The following is a 16,524-nucleotide window of genomic DNA, read 5'->3' on the forward strand; positions in this document are numbered from 1 at the left end:
AGACAGGTACCTATGACCCTTATCATTCCGGCTAAAGTAGCAGCTTCTATTGCTGCGCACGCAGAGTCGACTTACCCTGATGAATGTGTCGGTCTGCTGGTGGGAACACTCCACGGCGACCAGAAAACTGCATTATACGTCGTCACGCTTGAGAATCGCTGGCACGGTCAGGTACAACTAGCCGCGACGGATGATCCCCATTCCCGACGCGACCGTTTTTACCTCGATCCACGTGACTATCTACGAGTTGATCGTGAAGCCCGCTCTGGTGGGTACGAAATTATCGGTTGCTACCACTCCCATCCTGATGCGGCGGCAATCCCCTCTGAACGCGATCGGATTGGTGCTCAGGCTATTGGGGGTTCTGGGTTCTCATTTGTGATCCAGTCGGTTCAGGCAGGTACAGCCGCTGAGCTGCGTTCGTGGTTGTTAGTAAGCGAAGGAATGCAATTCATTCCTGAAGAGGTACACGTTTTGACTGTTGCCGCCGGTAAGTAAGATGTTGGCAAGGAGCATCAGCTATGGCAGTGACAATCACTATTCCAACAGCATTACGCCAATACACTGGCGGTAACGCCAGTGTCAGCCTTGAGGCGAACGATGTGGGTGGACTTATTCGTGGCCTGGTCGAGCTGTATCCGGCGTTGGGCCGCCATTTGCTCGATGAACAGGGACGGCTACGCAGTTTTGTAAATCTTTACGTTGGTGATGAGGATATTCGCTATCTCGATGGTGAAGCAACTCCCCTGCGAGATGGTGATACCGTCAGCATTATTCCGGCAATTGCTGGAGGAGGGCGGCGATGAGTGAGGTAACGCTCTCAAATGAAGAGATCGCCCGCTATTCACGTCACTTAATTATGCCCGAAGTAGGGATGGCCGGACAACGACGGCTCAAACAGGGGAGTGTGCTGTTAATCGGTACCGGTGGTCTCGGTTCACCGCTGGCCCTCTACCTGGCCGCAGCCGGTGTCGGGCATATTGGCCTGGTTGATTTCGATGTTGTGGATGCCTCTAATCTCCAGCGTCAGATTGTCCATGGCACGAGTACGATGGGGGTAGCGAAAACCGAGTCAGCCAAACGACGGCTGCAAGACCTCAACCCGTACATTGAAATCACCACTTATGAAACAAGAATAACCTCACAAAATGCGCTTGATCTGATGCGCCCATACGACGTGATCGTTGACGGCACCGACAATTTTCCAACCCGCTATCTCACCAACGATGCCTGTGTCTTGCTCGGGAAACCAAACGTATACGGCAGCATTTTCCGCTTTGAAGGGCAGGCAACCGTCTTTTCAACTCGTGATGGCGGACCGTGCTACCGCTGCCTCTACCCTGAACCTCCACCACCGGGGCTGGTGCCGAGCTGCGCCGAAGGTGGCGTTTTGGGTGTTCTTCCCGGGGTGATTGGCACTATTCAGGCCACAGAAGTGATAAAATTACTGATAGGTATCGGTGAGCCGTTGATCGGACGCCTGCTACTCTACGATGCGCTAAGCATGCGCTTCCGTGAGTTGAAATTGCGTCGCAACCCGTCTTGCCCGGTCTGCGGCGATCATCCGACGATCACTGCGCTCATCGATTACGAACAGTTTTGTGGTATTGTGCCAGAGGAGCAAACATTGTCGAACCAGTTTGAAATCACACCCCGCGAACTGGCAGAATGGCTTGAACGACCAGACCGGCCTTTCTTGCTCGATGTACGCAACCCGTATGAGGTGGCGATTGCCTCGATTCCCGGCACCGATAAGCTGATCCCGATTGATCAGTTGCCCGAACGGATCAACGAGCTTGACCCATCACGTGAAATGGTCGTCTATTGCCGTAGTGGGGCACGCAGCGGGCGCGCAGTAGAATTGCTCAAATCAGTCGGGTTTCGCAAGGTGAAAAATCTTGTCGGTGGTATCCTGCGCTGGGCTGATGAGGTTGATCCGTCGGTGCCGAAATATTAACATGCACCACCGAGACCACAGAGCACGCAGAGATTCTTCCCCAAACCTCTGTGCTCTCGGTGGTAAATAAAAACACACTGCGGAGCACACCGAGCACGCAGAGATTCTTTCCCAAACCTCTGTGGTAATCCATTTGTAGCGGAGGACGTGATGATTGGCATTATCGGTACCGGCTGGGGAGCACGAGTACAGGTACCGGCATTTCGCGCTGCTGGGCTGACGATCACAGCATTAGCCGGTAGTCAGCTTGAAAAAACGAGACGAATTGCCCAAGAGCTGTCAGTTCCATTTGCAACAGCCAACTGGCGCGAACTTCTGCAACGTGATGACGTCCGACTGGTTAGTATTGTTACACCACCGTACCTGCATCGCGAAATGGCTGAAGCGGCGCTCGCAGCCGGAAAGCATGTCTTGTGTGAAAAACCAACCGCACTTCATGCGGCAGAGGCGGAATCGATGCTGAATGCAGCACAACAACATCGGGAACAGTTGGCCCTAATTGATCACGAGCTACGCTTTTTACCGGCTATCCAGGCTGCACGCGCACGAGTTGCTGCTGGTGACATCGGTGAGGTACGGGCGGCAGAGGTACGCTTCTTTGCCAGCAGCCGCGCTGATCCGCAGCGCTTGTGGGATTGGTGGAGCGATCGTTCTGCCGGTGGTGGCGTGCTCGGTGCGATTGGTTCACATCAGATCGATCTATTACGTTATATGTTGAACGATGAAGTAGTGAGCGCACAGGGTCTGGTGCAAACGTTTATCACCCAGCGTCCAGACACAACCGGCGCCTTGCGAGCCGTCACAAGCGACGACTACACAACTGCGACATTACGGTTTGCCCGCGGTACTGTCGCTACACTTACGGCGACCGTTGTCGTGCGGATCAACGAACCGCTGACGGTAACTTTATACGGGAGCGATGGGACATTACGTTTTGGCAACGGTCGACTCACGATTGGGAAGAACGACTCTTTTGAAGACCTGACTCCGCCGCACACGATTGATATCCCACCAACGCTAAGCGGTGAATTTCCACAGGGAACCGTCTATCTTGGGCATGCGCTCCGCGCTGCGTTAGCCGGAGAATGTGACGCTGTTGCACCGGCAGCAACGTTTCGTGACGGGCTGGCAATTCAGCGCGTGATTGACGCAATCGCACAGCAGTGGAGTTAGCGGCAAGAGTATAAACCGCCAGCACCGGTATCAATACCCCCCTTTCCTGGATGCGCTGACCGCTAGCTCTTGTCGCGTAGTGCCTGACAGGAACCCATCGGTTGGCGCATCAGCACACTATCACTCGCAAAGCCCCTCACCACGAGCTGGGTAGATTGGAGGTGAAACCGCTAGATACCTCTTGACAGCACCCCGTTTTTCGTCGTACAGTAAAACACACGCGGAAAGGAGGCCGACGATGGCCATGGCACAACAACGTGCTCTTGAACCAGATGACCGTCGCTTAGCGTTGCTCTGTAAGGCGCTTAGCCATCCTGCGCGTATTCAGATTCTCCGCTACATCCTCCGACACCCCGGTTGTATCGGCAACCAGATTCTGCTTCACATGCCCGATGATGGCCCCCATGCCCAATCAACCATCTCGCAACATCTGCGCGTCTTACGTGACGCCGGGTTGATAGAGACGTATGATGATGGGGCGGCGGTCTGCCATTATGTCAATCCTGATAGTCTGGTCTGGTTACGAGCATATTTAGAGCAGTTGTGATCAGTGTTCTGCATACCACTTCTGGCGCGAGAAAGCAAGTATCATGGCGTCTGCGTACCGCACCGCTCCAATCTGTTTACCGCATTCCGCTCGCTAACCCATGAGGTTGCGCGCACGAGACCCGCTGGTCGCGACCTGGATAGAACGCAGCGTCACTGTAGCCCCCATTGTGGTAATCAGCGACTGACACGGGCCGTCGTGTCCTTTACAGGTTGACCCAACAGGCGAGTTAAGACTACAACGCTTTCAACGGTGTATTCGACCATCTTTAGCTCCTGCTACACCTCTCCACGCAATACCACAGCGTGACTGATGGTACAATACAGTGGTAAGGAATAACTGATCGGCAAAGGTGTAAAGCACTATGCCCATCTCGTACCGCGAGCAGGCCCAATTGACGTGTCCGCACTGTGGTGCTGATTTTGAAGCCGAGGTCTGGCTGATTATTGATGCTGCTGAAGAGCCAGAAGCTGCCGCTGCTCTGCGGCGGGAAGAACTGAATCTCGTTGCATGCCCCCACTGTGGCAAGCAAGGTCCTGCTGGAGCACCGCTGCTGTACCACGATGCGCAGGCCCGACGGGTGATGTTTGCACCTGCTCCGGGTTCAAGCGATTACGAGATTCGCGAACAGGCTCGCGATCTACATGCCCTGCTGGTTGGTTCGATAGAACCCGAACAGCGACGCCCCTATCTGGCCGATGTCGATATTGCCCAAGATATGAGTGGTTTGGCGCTGCTGCTGCGCCGTCTTGACGCCCGCCGGTCGCCGCAACCGCCCTCAGCACCACCTCCGCTGCCACCGGGGGAGCGTTCACCACTGATGACAGCAATAGAGGCCCTGCTGGCTGCCGATTCCGATACCGAACTCGAACAAGTGCTGGCACAGCACCCCGAATTGCTCGATCCGGCGGCATTAGCAACGCTGAACCAGTTGGCCGAGGTAGCGGTTGCTCAGGGTGAACGAGTCATTGCCCAGAGCTTACGCCAGGCTCGTGACATCCTGGCGCGGATGAGTCATTACGAGGTAGCCGAGCGATTAACGACGATTCCGCCAGCCGCGCTGCAAGAGTTGCTGAATGCCCACAGCGATACCGAACTCGAACAGGTGGTTGCTCGCCATCCGCTTCTGCTGCGCCCCGAAGTTGATCAGTTGCTGGCAGAGGAGATTGAAGCGGCACTGGCTGCTGATGCCGAACGGCTCGCCCAGATGTTGGAAACACGCCGAGCAATGCTGGCGGCGCTGCGCAACACTCCTGCTTCAGAATCTGAAACTGACCTGGAAGCAGCAATTGAAGCTCTGCTGGTCGCTGAAGATGAAGAGACGATTGCCCAAGTCCTGGATGATTACCCCGTCCTGCTGAGTGAAACTGCTGAACATGCCCTTTGGGAATTTGCAGCGGAAGCAAAAGCCGGTGGCGATGAAGAGTTGGCCCGCCACGCGATAGCTTGCCGTGAACTACTGCGCCGTGTGCGCACCGGATTGGAAGAAGACCGTTCATAATCGACGGGAACAGGTATGTTGAAACGAACTCCGCTCTACAACGCGCACATAGCTATGGGTGCGCGCATGGTCGAATTTGGTGGTTGGGAGATGCCGGTACAATACCGTGGCATCATCGAAGAACACCACGCCGTTCGTAACCAGGCCGGATTGTTCGACATCAGTCATATGGGCCGGTTTATGGTACGTGGGCCACAAGCCGAACACTTCTTGCAGCGAATGGTTACCTGCGATGTACACGCAATTCCACTTGGCCAGGCAAGTTATGGTCTGCTTTGTCGCCCTGATGGTGGTATCATCGATGATGTCTTTCTCTATCACTTGCCCGACGAGTTTATGGTCGTGGTCAATGCTGCTAATCGCACCAAAGACTGGGACTGGCTCCAGCAACATACGACCGGGTTTGAGGTGGAAATTGAAGATCGTTCCGACCGATGGGCGATGCTGGCGCTCCAGGGACCACAGGCTGAACATCTGTTGGCAGGAGCAGAGGACTCAACAACCGCCGATATTGGCTCGCTGCCGTTTCACGGAGTAGCAATGACGACGATCTTCGGGCAGAATGCTTTGATCGCCCGTACCGGTTATACTGGTGAAGATGGTTTTGAAATCTTTTTTGAAGCCACCCACGCTGAACGTTTCTGGTATGGCCTATTGGCCCTCGGCGGAAACGCTGTACAGGCTTGTGGTCTCGGTGCGCGTGATAGTCTACGCTTTGAAGCCTGTCTTGCCCTCTATGGACACGAGATCGACGAGACGACGAACCCGTATGAAGCACGCCTGGGCTGGGTGGTCAAACTTGACAAAGGTGATTTTATCGGTCGCGAGGCGTTGCAGGCTATCAAGCAGACGGGCGTAAGCCGACGTCTGGTCGGGTTTGAGATGGTTGGGAAAGGGATCGCCCGCGCCGGTTACCAGGTACAACGGCTAAACGGTGAGCCGGTTGGTTTTGTTACTAGCGGTATGCCCTCGCCGACATTGGGGCGTCCCCTGGGTATAGCATACGTTCCAACTGATCTCAGCAGTGAAGGAAGCGAATTTGATATTATCGTCCGTGAACGTCCAGTACGGGCACGTGTCGTCAAGATGCCTTTCTATAAGCCGCGCTACAAGCGCTAGAGGAGTTCACCATGGCTTACAAAACTCCAGCCGATTTACGGTATGCAAAAACTCATGAGTGGGTTCGGCAAGAGGGGGAAGAGGTTGTGATTGGGATTACTGATTACGCCCAACACGCACTCGGTGACGTGGTGTACATCGAATTGCCAGCCGTTGGCTCGACTATCACTGCCGGCGAGAGCTTCGGTATTGTTGAGTCGGTGAAGGCGAGTTCCGATTTGTATGCACCGGTCAGTGGTGAGGTCGTGGCAGTGAATACTGCCCTGGAGAGCGATCAAGCACCGATCAACAGCGATCCGTATGGTGCGGGCTGGATGTTGCGCGTGCGTCCGAGTGGTGAGAGTGTAGAATTGCTTGATGCTGAAGAGTATGCAGCATTTGTTGCTGAAATCGAACATTAGAAACTAGATGGAATGTCGTATGACTCACTATATTCCGATCACTGATGCTGATCGTCAAGAGATGTTGCGGGCAATCGGTGTTGAGAAGATAGAAGACCTCTTTACCGATGTACCGGCTGATTATCGCTTTCCACCGCTTGAGTTACCGCCACCATTATCAGAACCCGAACTGATGGCTGAACTCAACCGGCTGAGTGAAACAAATGCCCATACCCGTCGCTACAGCATCTTCCTTGGCGCTGGCGCATACAACCACTTTGTACCAGCCGCCGTCGACCAGATTCTGCGCCGTGGCGAGTATTACACAGCCTACACACCATACCAACCAGAGATCAGTCAGGGGACATTGCAGGCGATCTTTGAGTATCAGAGTTTGATCTGTGCCCTGACCGGGATGGAAATCGCCAACGCTTCGCACTATGATGGCGCAACAGCGCTGGCTGAGTCGGCCATCATGGCCCTCAACGTGGTACGAAACCGACGTAAGATTGTGGTTGCCCGTGGTGTCCATCCCCAGTATCGCGCCGTGCTACGCACCTACCTGCAAGGTCTGGATGTGACGATTGTCGGTGATGAGAACCCTAACGCGACCATCGCCGACGCTGTTGCGCAGGTCGATGAGCAGACGGCACTACTGATCGTACAGAACCCCGATTTCTTGGGAAGATTGCACGACTTACGTGGCCTGGGAGCGCAGGTACAGGCGCGAGGAGCACTGCTAGCCGTGCATTTTGATCCCATCGCATTGGGATTGTTCCAAACCCCTGCCGAAGCTGGCGCCGATATTGCTACCGGCGAGGGACAGCCGCTAGGGTTGGGATTGGCATTTGGCGGGCCGTATCTCGGTATCTTTACCACGCGCCAGAAATATGTACACAAGATCGCGGGTCGGATTGTAGGCGTCACGAAGGATGTCGATGGCCGAATGGCTTATGTGCTCACCCTGCGAGCACGTGAGCAAGATATTCGCCGCGAGCGGGCGACCAGCAATATCTGCACGAATCAGGGCTTGATGGCGCTGGCCTCAGCGGTGTATATGTCGCTCATGGGGAAACGCGGTATGCGCAAGGTGGCCGAGATCACGTATCACCGTGCTCATTACGCAGCACGCCGCATTGCCGATCTGCCTGATTACCGTGTGCTTACCGATCAGCCGTTCTTCCGCGAATTTGTAGTGCAATGCCCTCGTCCGGTAGCCGAGATCAACGCTGCATTGCGTGAACAGGGTATCATCGGTGGCTATGATTTGAGCAACGATGAACCACAACTGGGGAACGCGATGCTAGTAGCAGTGACCGAAATGAATACACCGGTGGAGATAGATCGCTTCGTCGCAGCACTGGCCGCAGCCGCTTGACGGTCTGCCGGCCTATGGTTAGGGGTATGATCGAAGACGTTTCATTGCTCCAAATCGAACGGATCGTTTCCCGCGCCCTACCGGGAACGCGGATACGTGACGTTGCGCCGCTTGGTACGCGCAGCCTGCTGGTTACGGCAAGTGACCGTCAGTTTGTGCTGCGATTGCCGGCTGGCGTCGATCGCTGGGCCGGTGAAGCGCTCCAGACCGAAGCCCTCGCCCTGCGCACGTTACAGGCTGAGATCGATCTACCACTGCCTTCGGTTTTAGGGGAAACCCCGGCAGTTGGCGATGATCCACCAGCATTAGCCTTAAGCTACCTGTCCGGCACTCCCCTATCAGAGATAATCACTGCCATCGACGAGGAATCGCGCTTTGCCATCGGTCAGGCGCTGGCAATGGTCATGGCGCGGGTTCACAGCTACCAGGCGCCATACTACGGTCCATTACAGCCCGATGCTCTCCCTACCCCGACGACCCAATCACCTGTTCCTGGCGCCGACATCACCTATCTTCAGCAACGGGTTGCATTGGCGGCCAGCGCAGCAGTTGACCAGAACCTGATGACAACCGAACAGCGCGATTGGCTGATGCGCCGTCTCGCCGAGTGGCTCACCACAACTGCCCGACCGGCATGCCTTGTCCACGGAGATCTGCATCCGCGCCGCCTCATTGTCCGTCGACGTGAACGAGACTGGCGATTAGTGGGGGTGGTTGGTTGGGGTTTCGCCCAGACCTGGCGACCAGGATGGGATCACGCAACACTTCAGATCAATTTTGCCGATCCCGACTATTTTGGTCTGCGGGTCGGCTATGGCACTACGTACAACGACACAACGGATCGTCGCTATGATCAGGTACGCGAGTTTGCCATCCTTCCGTACCGCATCATAATCTTGCTTGAGCGTGATGCGGTGGAACTGGCCCTGCACATTGCCACCGGCCTTGATGCAGTTCAGTCGCCGCCAATCGTAGCGACGCCTGATGAGAATGGAGCAAACAGCTATGAATAACGAAGAACCACCAATCTTTACCTATTCGCAGCCGGGAAAGATTGGCGTCAATCTGCCAGCAGTCGGTGTGGAACTGGCTCCCATCCCTGAACATCTGCTCCGCCAGGATGATCTGGCGGGTTTTCCCGAACTAACTGAACCAGAAGTCATTCGCCATTTCACCCGGATGAGCCAGCGCAACTATGCGATTGACACTGGGTTCTATCCGCTTGGTTCGTGCACGATGAAATACAACCCCAAACTGCACGAAGAAGCGGCTCGGCTGCCTGGCTTCGCCGCCGCGCATCCGCTGCAAGATGAAGAACTCAGTCAGGGTGCCCTGCAATTGATGTACGAATTGCAAAATTATCTTGCCGAGATCAGTGGGTTTGCTGCGGTCAGTCTACAACCAGCCGCTGGTGCTCAGGGAGAGCTGACCGGTATTCTGGTCTTTCGTGCCTACCACCTCGACCGTGGCGATACGCAGCGTACTGAAATCCTGGTGCCTGACTCGGCTCACGGTACTAACCCTGCCACGGCGGCAATGGCTGGGTTGAAGGTTGTTGAGCTGAAAAGTGATGCACGTGGCAACGTCGATCTCGACGATCTGAAAGCCAAACTATCACCGCGTACCGCCGGGATGATGCTTACCAATCCCAATACCCTCGGCCTGTTTGAAGAGCATATTGTCGAGATTTGCCGTCTGGTTCACGAGGCTGGCGGGTTGATGTATGGCGATGGTGCGAACTTTAATGCGATTCTAGGCATCGCCAAGCCAGGCGAACTAGGTTTTGACTTCATGCACTATAACCTGCACAAAACCTTCACGACTCCTCACGGCGGTGGCGGCCCTGGTTCAGGCGCTGTTGGTTGTACTGCTGAACTGGCCCCCTTCCTTCCCGGCCCGCGAGTACGGCAGCGGGATGATGGCCGCTACGAGTTCTTTACCCCTGAAAAGAGCATTGGCCGGATGAAGGCCTTTCACGGCAACTTTGGCATGTTGGTACGGGCCTGGGCTTATATCCGTTCGATGGGTGCCACCGGTTTGCGGGCAGTCAGTGAAACTGCGGTGCTCAATGCAAACTATGTACGGGTGATGCTCAAAGATATTTATCCACAGGCGATTGATCGCATCTGTATGCACGAAGTGGTGCTGCGCGGCCAGATCGCCGGTGCGCCTAAAGATGTACGAACGCTCGACATTGCCAAGCGGTTGATCGATTACGGATTCCATCCGCCGACGATCTACTTCCCGCTGATCGTCCCAGAAGCGTTGATGATCGAACCAACCGAGACCGAGAGTAAACAGACGCTCGATCGCTTTATCGCGACAATGCGTAAAATTGCCGGCGAAGCGGTCGAGACACCCGAAGTATTGCATGCCGCACCCACGAAAGCGCCAGTGCGACGTCTCGACGAAGTACGTGCTGCTCGTCAACCGATTTTGCGGTATGATGCTGCTGCGATTGCTCGCCTGCAAAGCGAATGATTGCGACTGTATAACAGGGGCGGATCTGGAGTCCGCCCCATAGTGGCTTACCATTTTGCAAGATACAAGATAGCGACGAAATACCAAACGTTTCCTGGGATAAGATGCCCTTGCGATTTGCAGAAACAATACTCTCGCCAGGAATGATAGCGGGTAGTATAATATCTAGTGATATCTGCGCATTTTATTTAGTACCGGCATTTCTCGTCGTCTGATGAAGAGGATGAGAGTACGAGAGGTATAGGGAAGGGGCTATGAGTCTCTACCGCAGCCGCCACATTGCGGCCCGTTTTGTGCCGACGCTGTTTAGAATGTTTGTGCGCCTATACGTGCGACCACGAGTTGAAGGGATTGAGCACGTTCCCCTGGAAGGCGCATGCATCATCGCAGCCAATCATACCAGCCATGCAGACACAGCGGTTATTTATTCGGTGCTACCCCGTGAAGTACGTGCCCGCTTTGTAGCCGCTGCCGCTCAAGATTACTTCTTCCAGGGTGGAATCATGCAGTTTCTCTCACGTATCCTATTTAACGCTATTCCCATAGCCCGTGATCGCCGTGGTGGACAAGACCCACTCCGTCATGCGGCTCGTGCTCTGCGTGAAGGATATGCGTTGTTGCTGTTTCCTGAAGGTACCCGCAGCAAAACCGGTGAAATTGGCCCATTTCGGAGTGGTATTGGTCGTCTCATTGCCGAATTTCCCGGTACACCAGTGATTCCGACCTATGTCGGAGGGACTCATCGGGTCATGCCGAAAGGAAAAGTGATTCCTCGTCCTTATCGCGTAACCGTTCGGTTTGGCGAACCGTTATACCTGAAGGCGCATCCCAAGCTGCGTGCAACCTGGCAGACTGCTGCTGATGAAGTGCGTGAAGCGATTATCCAGTTAAGTGGGGTAACCGTAGCCCATAGCATCGGCGCCGCACCCGATCAGGGTGAATAGCCCACTCTTTCACCTTCCTAGATCGGGGGCAGTCTGCGACGCGATAGTCATCAGTTCTCAGGGAGAAAGATGCATGACTGCTTTTCCCGATCCCCCTTCCGCAACGAAAGACTATCTACACCAGCATAGGTATCAACTTTTACGTGAGCTGATCGGGCTACTCCTGTTGATGGTGTTCAGCTATACGATTCTCGTACCTATCGATCCAACGCTGATCCCATTACGTCTGCTCATCGTTGTTCCACTTCTGGTTGTACTTCTTAGTTCATTACGATTGTTACAAAACAATTCTCTACGTGCTGCGGGTATCCTGGCTGTCGGCGCCCTCTGGCTAACGTTGATCGTCGCAGCGTTCATTGGTGGTGGGCTGCAATCACCAGCCTTTGTCGCTTTACCATTAGTTGTGATTATTTCCGGTATCTTGCTTGGTCAGCGTGGCGCCTGGCTGATAACAGTTCTCTCTATTGCGGTTAGTGCAGTGTTTGTCTATGCTGACGATCTTCTTCCACCCCATCCTGCTTCATCATCAGCGCTGTTTTGGTTCGTTACCTACATCTTCTACTTTCTCCTGGCGGCCCGTACTATCACGCATGTCATCAGTCATTTCTCCCGATCAATTCGGGAGGCGCAAAGAGAACTAAACGAACGTGAAATTGTTGAGCAACGGTTACGTATCTCGGAAGAAAAACTTGCCCGCCTGTTCGATTCCACACCGTTTGCGACGCTGATAGTACGTCTCGCCGATAACCTGATTCTGAACGCAAACGCGACCTGTCGTGAATTTTTTGAACTAAGCAGCGATCAGCTTATCAAGCAGCGGATCGATGAACTCGATTGGTCTCAATTACCTGCACAATGGTCAACCATTGTCAACACATTGCATCAGCAGGGAACGATCAGGGACGTGGAGTTCAGTTTTTGCCGTCAAGATGGAACAACGCATTTTGTGCAGTTGGCCGCCGAGATCGTTGAGTTGCCGGAAGGGTTATGCGCGGTCATTGCGTTTCAAGATGTTACGCCACTCCGCCGTGCGAATGAACGACTGGCCGAGCTGGCTGCCCAACAGGAACAGTTGGCGACCCTGGCTCGTGAAGCATTGGCTCATACGGATCTCGACACACTCTTTTCGGCTGCAATGAGTCAGACTGCGCAGACACTCCATCTCAGCGGGATTGCGTTGATCGACATCGATCCCGATGGTCTTGCTACGGTACGTCAGCGATGGGGTCAGGTACCTGACCAGCCGTTCCCAGATGATTTCTTCCGTCATTTACCCGCTGACCATCCTGGTTGGCGCCAATTACCCTCTGTCCTGGCCGAACGCTGTGCGCCAGAGACACCTCTGCACGGCGCGGTGATCTTTATTCGTGGGCAAGAACGGCGCTTCGGCGCGCTTATCGTGTATGCACCTGCACCGCTTGATACCGGCGCGATCTTCTTTTTGCAAAGTGTGGCAACAGTGTTAGCCGTCGCTATTGAACGCTTTTACACCGAACAGGAACGACGTCGCATCGAAAGTCAGATGCTCCAAACGCAGAAACTTGAGAGTCTTGGCTTACTGGCAGGTGGTATTGCTCACGATTTCAATAATTTGCTGACTGGCATCATCGGACATATCGGCCTGGCTTTACTCGATTTACCACCAAATCACCAGCTGCAGCCCCATCTGACTGCCATCGACCAGGCGGCACAACGGGCGGCTGAGCTGTGTAACCAATTATTGGTGTATGCCGGACGTGGACAACGCTCGTTAGAGATGGTCGATCTCTCAACGCTGGTGCGTGAGATGAGTGATATTTTGCGATTGCCAACCAATCGGAGTAGTAGTGGTCAGATCACCATTCACTACGAGCTTGACAGCAATCTCCCGCCAGTTGTGGTAGAAGCCAGCCAAATCCGGCAGATAGTGTTAAATTTGCTCACAAATGCAATTGAAGCGATCGGAGAGCGAGGTGGAACGGTCACGGTCCGTACTGGTGCGGTCATCCTCACGGCTGCCGATCTCCGTCGCTTGAATCTGATGCCGACCATTCAACCGGGTGAATATGTCACCCTTACCGTATGCGATACCGGTATCGGTATGGATGAAGCTACACAACGACGTATTTTTGATCCTTTCTTTAGCACGAAACCGAAGGGCCATGGGTTAGGACTGGCTGCTGTTCAGGGAATTGTTCGCCGACATCAAGGCGCCATTCAGGTCAATAGTACGCCGGGGCTTGGTTCAACGTTTACCGTTTACTTACCCGCAACGCGCAAGGCCATATCACCTGCCGCCAAACCTCAAAGCATGCCTATTATTCTGCGCGGAACTGCACTCATTGTCGATGACGAAGCGGCAATCCGAACGACACTGAACCGCATTCTCGAACGAGCCGGTATGGTAACCATAGAGGCAGCGAACGGTCACGGTGCATTGACTCTGTTGACCGAAACAGCACTTGGGATTGATATTGTTCTGGTTGATCTGGCGATGCCGGGTATAAACGGGCTTGAGTTGCTGGCAGCAATTCGCCAACGCTATCCCAAACTACCGGTTTTGCTGATGAGTGGTAATCCCGGGCAAGTAACCGATGATAGCCTCCCGCTCGATCTGTATACTGACTTCATCCCCAAACCGTACCGCTCGCAAGACCTTCTGGAAAAGATGAGTCGTCTATTACAGCGGGTAACATCAGACTATACCAACTAGTCGCCGTATAATGTAAGAATGCTAGCACATATCTTGCAATTGGAGCTGTATGTTAATTCATTGGTTTCGGCGCGATTTACGGTTACGTGATAACACTGCACTGATAGCTGCTGCACACGCCGCTGGTGGGGCAGTCGTGCCGGTGTTTATCTTCGATGATGCAATCTTGAATGGACGCTTTGCCAGTCCGGCACGTACTCAGTTCCTCCTCGATTGTCTGGCTGCGCTCGATGCCGAGCTACGCACACTTGGGCTGTATCTGGTGGTACGGCGCGGGGAACCGTTGTCTGAGCTAATCGCCCTGCTACGCGAAACCGGTGCAACGGGTGTGACCTGGAACCGCGATTATACCCCATACGCTATCCGTCGGGATCGTGCGATTAAGCAGTCACTACGTGCTGCCGGTTACAGCACGCACAGCTACAAGGATTTGGTCATCTTTGAGATGGATGAAGTGGTGACGGCTGAAGGTCGACCGTATACGGTCTATACACCATACGCAAAGCGCTGGCGAGCACGTTTGGCAACAGAACCGGTGCGCGTGCAAGAGATGTCAGGGTTAGCTACCATTCCTTTACCGCCCAGTAAACCGATCCCTCGACTCACCGAACTGTTTCCAGATGCTCCAGCGGAACTGCCGCGGTTTCCGGCTGGTGAAGCTGTAGCGCTTGCTGCTCTTGATCACTTTGTGCGCGGCCCGCTGATCGACTATGCTCAGGGCCGTGATCGGCTCGCCGCAGCCGGTACATCACGTCTGTCACCTTACCTGCGTATGGGTATCTTGTCACCACGGCAGTGTCTTTCGGCAGCATTGAATGCGCCACCAGGGCCAGGCCCAGAGAGTTGGATCGGTGAACTGATCTGGCGTGATTTCTACATACAGGTGCTCTATCACTTTCCTCACGCACTCCGTGGGAGCTTCAAACCGGTGTATGATCGCATTGCCTGGCCGAATGATCCAACCCTCTTTGCGGCTTGGCAACAAGGTCAGACCGGCTACCCTATCGTTGATGCAGCGATGCGGCAATTGCAACGTGAAGGCTGGATGCACAATCGCGCTCGCATGATCGTCGCCTCTTTTCTGACCAAAGACCTGCTCGTTGATTGGCGTTGGGGCGAACGCCACTTCATGCACCTGCTGCTTGATGGCGATCCGGCAGCTAATAATGGTGGCTGGCAGTGGGCTGCCGGTACTGGTACCGATGCCCAACCCTACTTTCGCATCTTTAATCCGGTTAGTCAGGGGCAAAAGTTTGATCCCGACGGTGCGTATGTCCGACGTTATGTACCGGAACTGGCTCGTGTCCCAGCGCGTTACATTCACGAGCCACATACCATGCCGCTCGCCGAGCAGATAAGAGCCGGTGTGCAGATCGGACGTGACTATCCGGCGCCAATCGTTGATCATGCGACCCAGCGCAAACGTGCGCTTGAACTCTATCGGGCAGTAACGCACGATAATCCATCGGCAGAACGATATGCTTGACGATCTGACTCAACTCCATTTTCCGGCCAGTGGAATGACCGAGATACCGCTGATCTGGGAGCCGCAGGTGATACGCTGTCGAGCTGCCGGCCTCGGCGGGCGGCCACTCCTCGTCTTACTTGACACCGGTACTGATCCTTCGGCCATCGACTTAGCGCTGGCACGTCGGCTTGATTTGCGCCTTGGTGATTTTGCCCTCGGCTCTGATGCAACTTCCGACGCGGTACCGTTCACCGAGACGGTTCTGCCGTGGCTGCGCCTCGGTGAGTTGACGCTGCGCAACCTCTACCTCATGGCAGTCGATCTGCAATCGGCGCCGTTCCCGGTTGATCTGGTATTGGGTTACAATGTCCTTCACCGGCTCAATCTGACCATTGACTATGTGAAACAAACAGCTCGGCTCTGTCACCCCGACCTGGCGCCATCACCACCGACAGCGAACGGTGCGACGTTACCACTACACTTCTTCGAGCACTTTCCGGCTCTAACCGCACAGATTATGTCCCCCGATACCGGTACAGCTCTCGATGTATTGCTTACAATAGACACCGGTTCAAACAGTGCGCTGACACTTAGCCCTGATCTTGCTGCCCGTCTTCACCTCAACGAACGACCGGTCCATGCAACTACCGGACACGGTTTCGCTGCCGCAACACCCGTGCTCTGCGGAACAACGGTTGAGATTCAGGTGGGACCGTTTCGCCTATCTGATGTCGAGGTTGATGTACCGGTAACAAATCACGGCGACCTTGGGCGACAGGGCCGAGCGAACATAGGAAACCGGTTCTTGAGTCGGTTTCGTCGGGTTACGCTCGATTATCGGCGAGAAGTTTGTATCCTGGATCGGTGAGCGATCATTATCTGAG

General features: G+C 54.6%; 15 protein-coding genes. All 15 read left to right on the forward strand.

Features of this window, described 5'->3' with window-relative positions; translation table 11 throughout:
- The first annotated feature begins 12 nt into the window (after positions 1-12).
- The 15 genes from QTO31_RS09975 (at position 13) to QTO31_RS10045 (ending at position 16,508) form a co-directional block, all read left to right on the forward strand.
- Positions 13-498 (forward strand): M67 family metallopeptidase, encoded by a 486-nt coding sequence (locus QTO31_RS09975; RefSeq protein ID WP_031461345.1) that lies wholly within the window; start codon positions 13-15, stop codon positions 496-498.
- A 23-nt stretch (positions 499-521) separates the two neighbouring features.
- Complete coding sequence (locus QTO31_RS09980; protein WP_031461346.1) at positions 522-806, forward strand: MoaD/ThiS family protein; 285 nt, start codon at positions 522-524, stop codon at positions 804-806.
- Positions 803-1,957 (forward strand): molybdopterin-synthase adenylyltransferase MoeB, encoded by a 1,155-nt coding sequence (gene moeB / locus QTO31_RS09985; RefSeq protein WP_301428962.1) that lies wholly within the window; start codon positions 803-805, stop codon positions 1,955-1,957. The genes QTO31_RS09980 and moeB overlap by 4 nt, the downstream gene beginning before the upstream one ends.
- A gap of 150 nt (positions 1,958-2,107) precedes the next feature.
- Positions 2,108-3,130: a Gfo/Idh/MocA family protein gene (locus tag QTO31_RS09990; protein WP_301428963.1), complete on the forward strand. Its 1,023-nt coding sequence runs from the start codon at positions 2,108-2,110 to the stop codon at positions 3,128-3,130.
- A gap of 238 nt (positions 3,131-3,368) precedes the next feature.
- Positions 3,369-3,677 (forward strand): ArsR/SmtB family transcription factor, encoded by a 309-nt coding sequence (locus tag QTO31_RS09995; protein WP_031458779.1) that lies wholly within the window; start codon positions 3,369-3,371, stop codon positions 3,675-3,677.
- A 364-nt stretch (positions 3,678-4,041) separates the two neighbouring features.
- The gene (locus tag QTO31_RS10000; protein WP_301428964.1) at positions 4,042-5,178 is read left to right on the forward strand and encodes a CpXC domain-containing protein; all 1,137 of its coding nucleotides are present in this window, start codon (positions 4,042-4,044) and stop codon (positions 5,176-5,178) included.
- A 15-nt stretch (positions 5,179-5,193) separates the two neighbouring features.
- Positions 5,194-6,297 (forward strand): glycine cleavage system aminomethyltransferase GcvT, encoded by a 1,104-nt coding sequence (gene gcvT / locus QTO31_RS10005; protein ID WP_301428965.1) that lies wholly within the window; start codon positions 5,194-5,196, stop codon positions 6,295-6,297.
- 11 nt (positions 6,298-6,308) lie between these two features.
- On the forward strand, positions 6,309-6,698 hold the full coding sequence (gene gcvH / locus QTO31_RS10010; protein ID WP_031458782.1) for a glycine cleavage system protein GcvH: 390 nt from the start codon (positions 6,309-6,311) through the stop codon (positions 6,696-6,698).
- A 19-nt stretch (positions 6,699-6,717) separates the two neighbouring features.
- Entirely contained in the window at positions 6,718-8,055 is a 1,338-nt protein-coding gene (gcvPA, locus tag QTO31_RS10015) for an aminomethyl-transferring glycine dehydrogenase subunit GcvPA (RefSeq protein ID WP_031458783.1), read from the forward strand.
- A 26-nt stretch (positions 8,056-8,081) separates the two neighbouring features.
- Positions 8,082-9,068 (forward strand): phosphotransferase family protein, encoded by a 987-nt coding sequence (locus tag QTO31_RS10020; RefSeq protein WP_301428966.1) that lies wholly within the window; start codon positions 8,082-8,084, stop codon positions 9,066-9,068.
- Entirely contained in the window at positions 9,061-10,536 is a 1,476-nt protein-coding gene (gene gcvPB / locus QTO31_RS10025; RefSeq protein WP_301428967.1) for an aminomethyl-transferring glycine dehydrogenase subunit GcvPB, read from the forward strand. The genes QTO31_RS10020 and gcvPB overlap by 8 nt, the downstream gene beginning before the upstream one ends.
- A gap of 254 nt (positions 10,537-10,790) precedes the next feature.
- Positions 10,791-11,480 (forward strand): lysophospholipid acyltransferase family protein, encoded by a 690-nt coding sequence (locus QTO31_RS10030; RefSeq protein WP_031458786.1) that lies wholly within the window; start codon positions 10,791-10,793, stop codon positions 11,478-11,480.
- A 73-nt stretch (positions 11,481-11,553) separates the two neighbouring features.
- The gene (locus QTO31_RS10035) at positions 11,554-14,172 is read left to right on the forward strand and encodes an ATP-binding protein (protein ID WP_301428968.1); all 2,619 of its coding nucleotides are present in this window, start codon (positions 11,554-11,556) and stop codon (positions 14,170-14,172) included.
- 49 nt (positions 14,173-14,221) lie between these two features.
- A complete protein-coding gene (locus QTO31_RS10040; RefSeq protein ID WP_301428969.1) occupies positions 14,222-15,658 on the forward strand; it encodes a cryptochrome/photolyase family protein in 1,437 nt (478 codons plus the stop codon).
- The gene (locus QTO31_RS10045; RefSeq protein WP_301428970.1) at positions 15,651-16,508 is read left to right on the forward strand and encodes a retropepsin-like aspartic protease; all 858 of its coding nucleotides are present in this window, start codon (positions 15,651-15,653) and stop codon (positions 16,506-16,508) included. Before QTO31_RS10040 ends, QTO31_RS10045 begins: the two co-directional genes overlap by 8 nt.
- Positions 16,509-16,524: the final 16 nt, after the last annotated feature.

Origin of the sequence: Chloroflexus sp. MS-CIW-1 (assembly GCF_030444705.1) — a bacterium.
Classification (GTDB): domain Bacteria; phylum Chloroflexota; class Chloroflexia; order Chloroflexales; family Chloroflexaceae; genus Chloroflexus.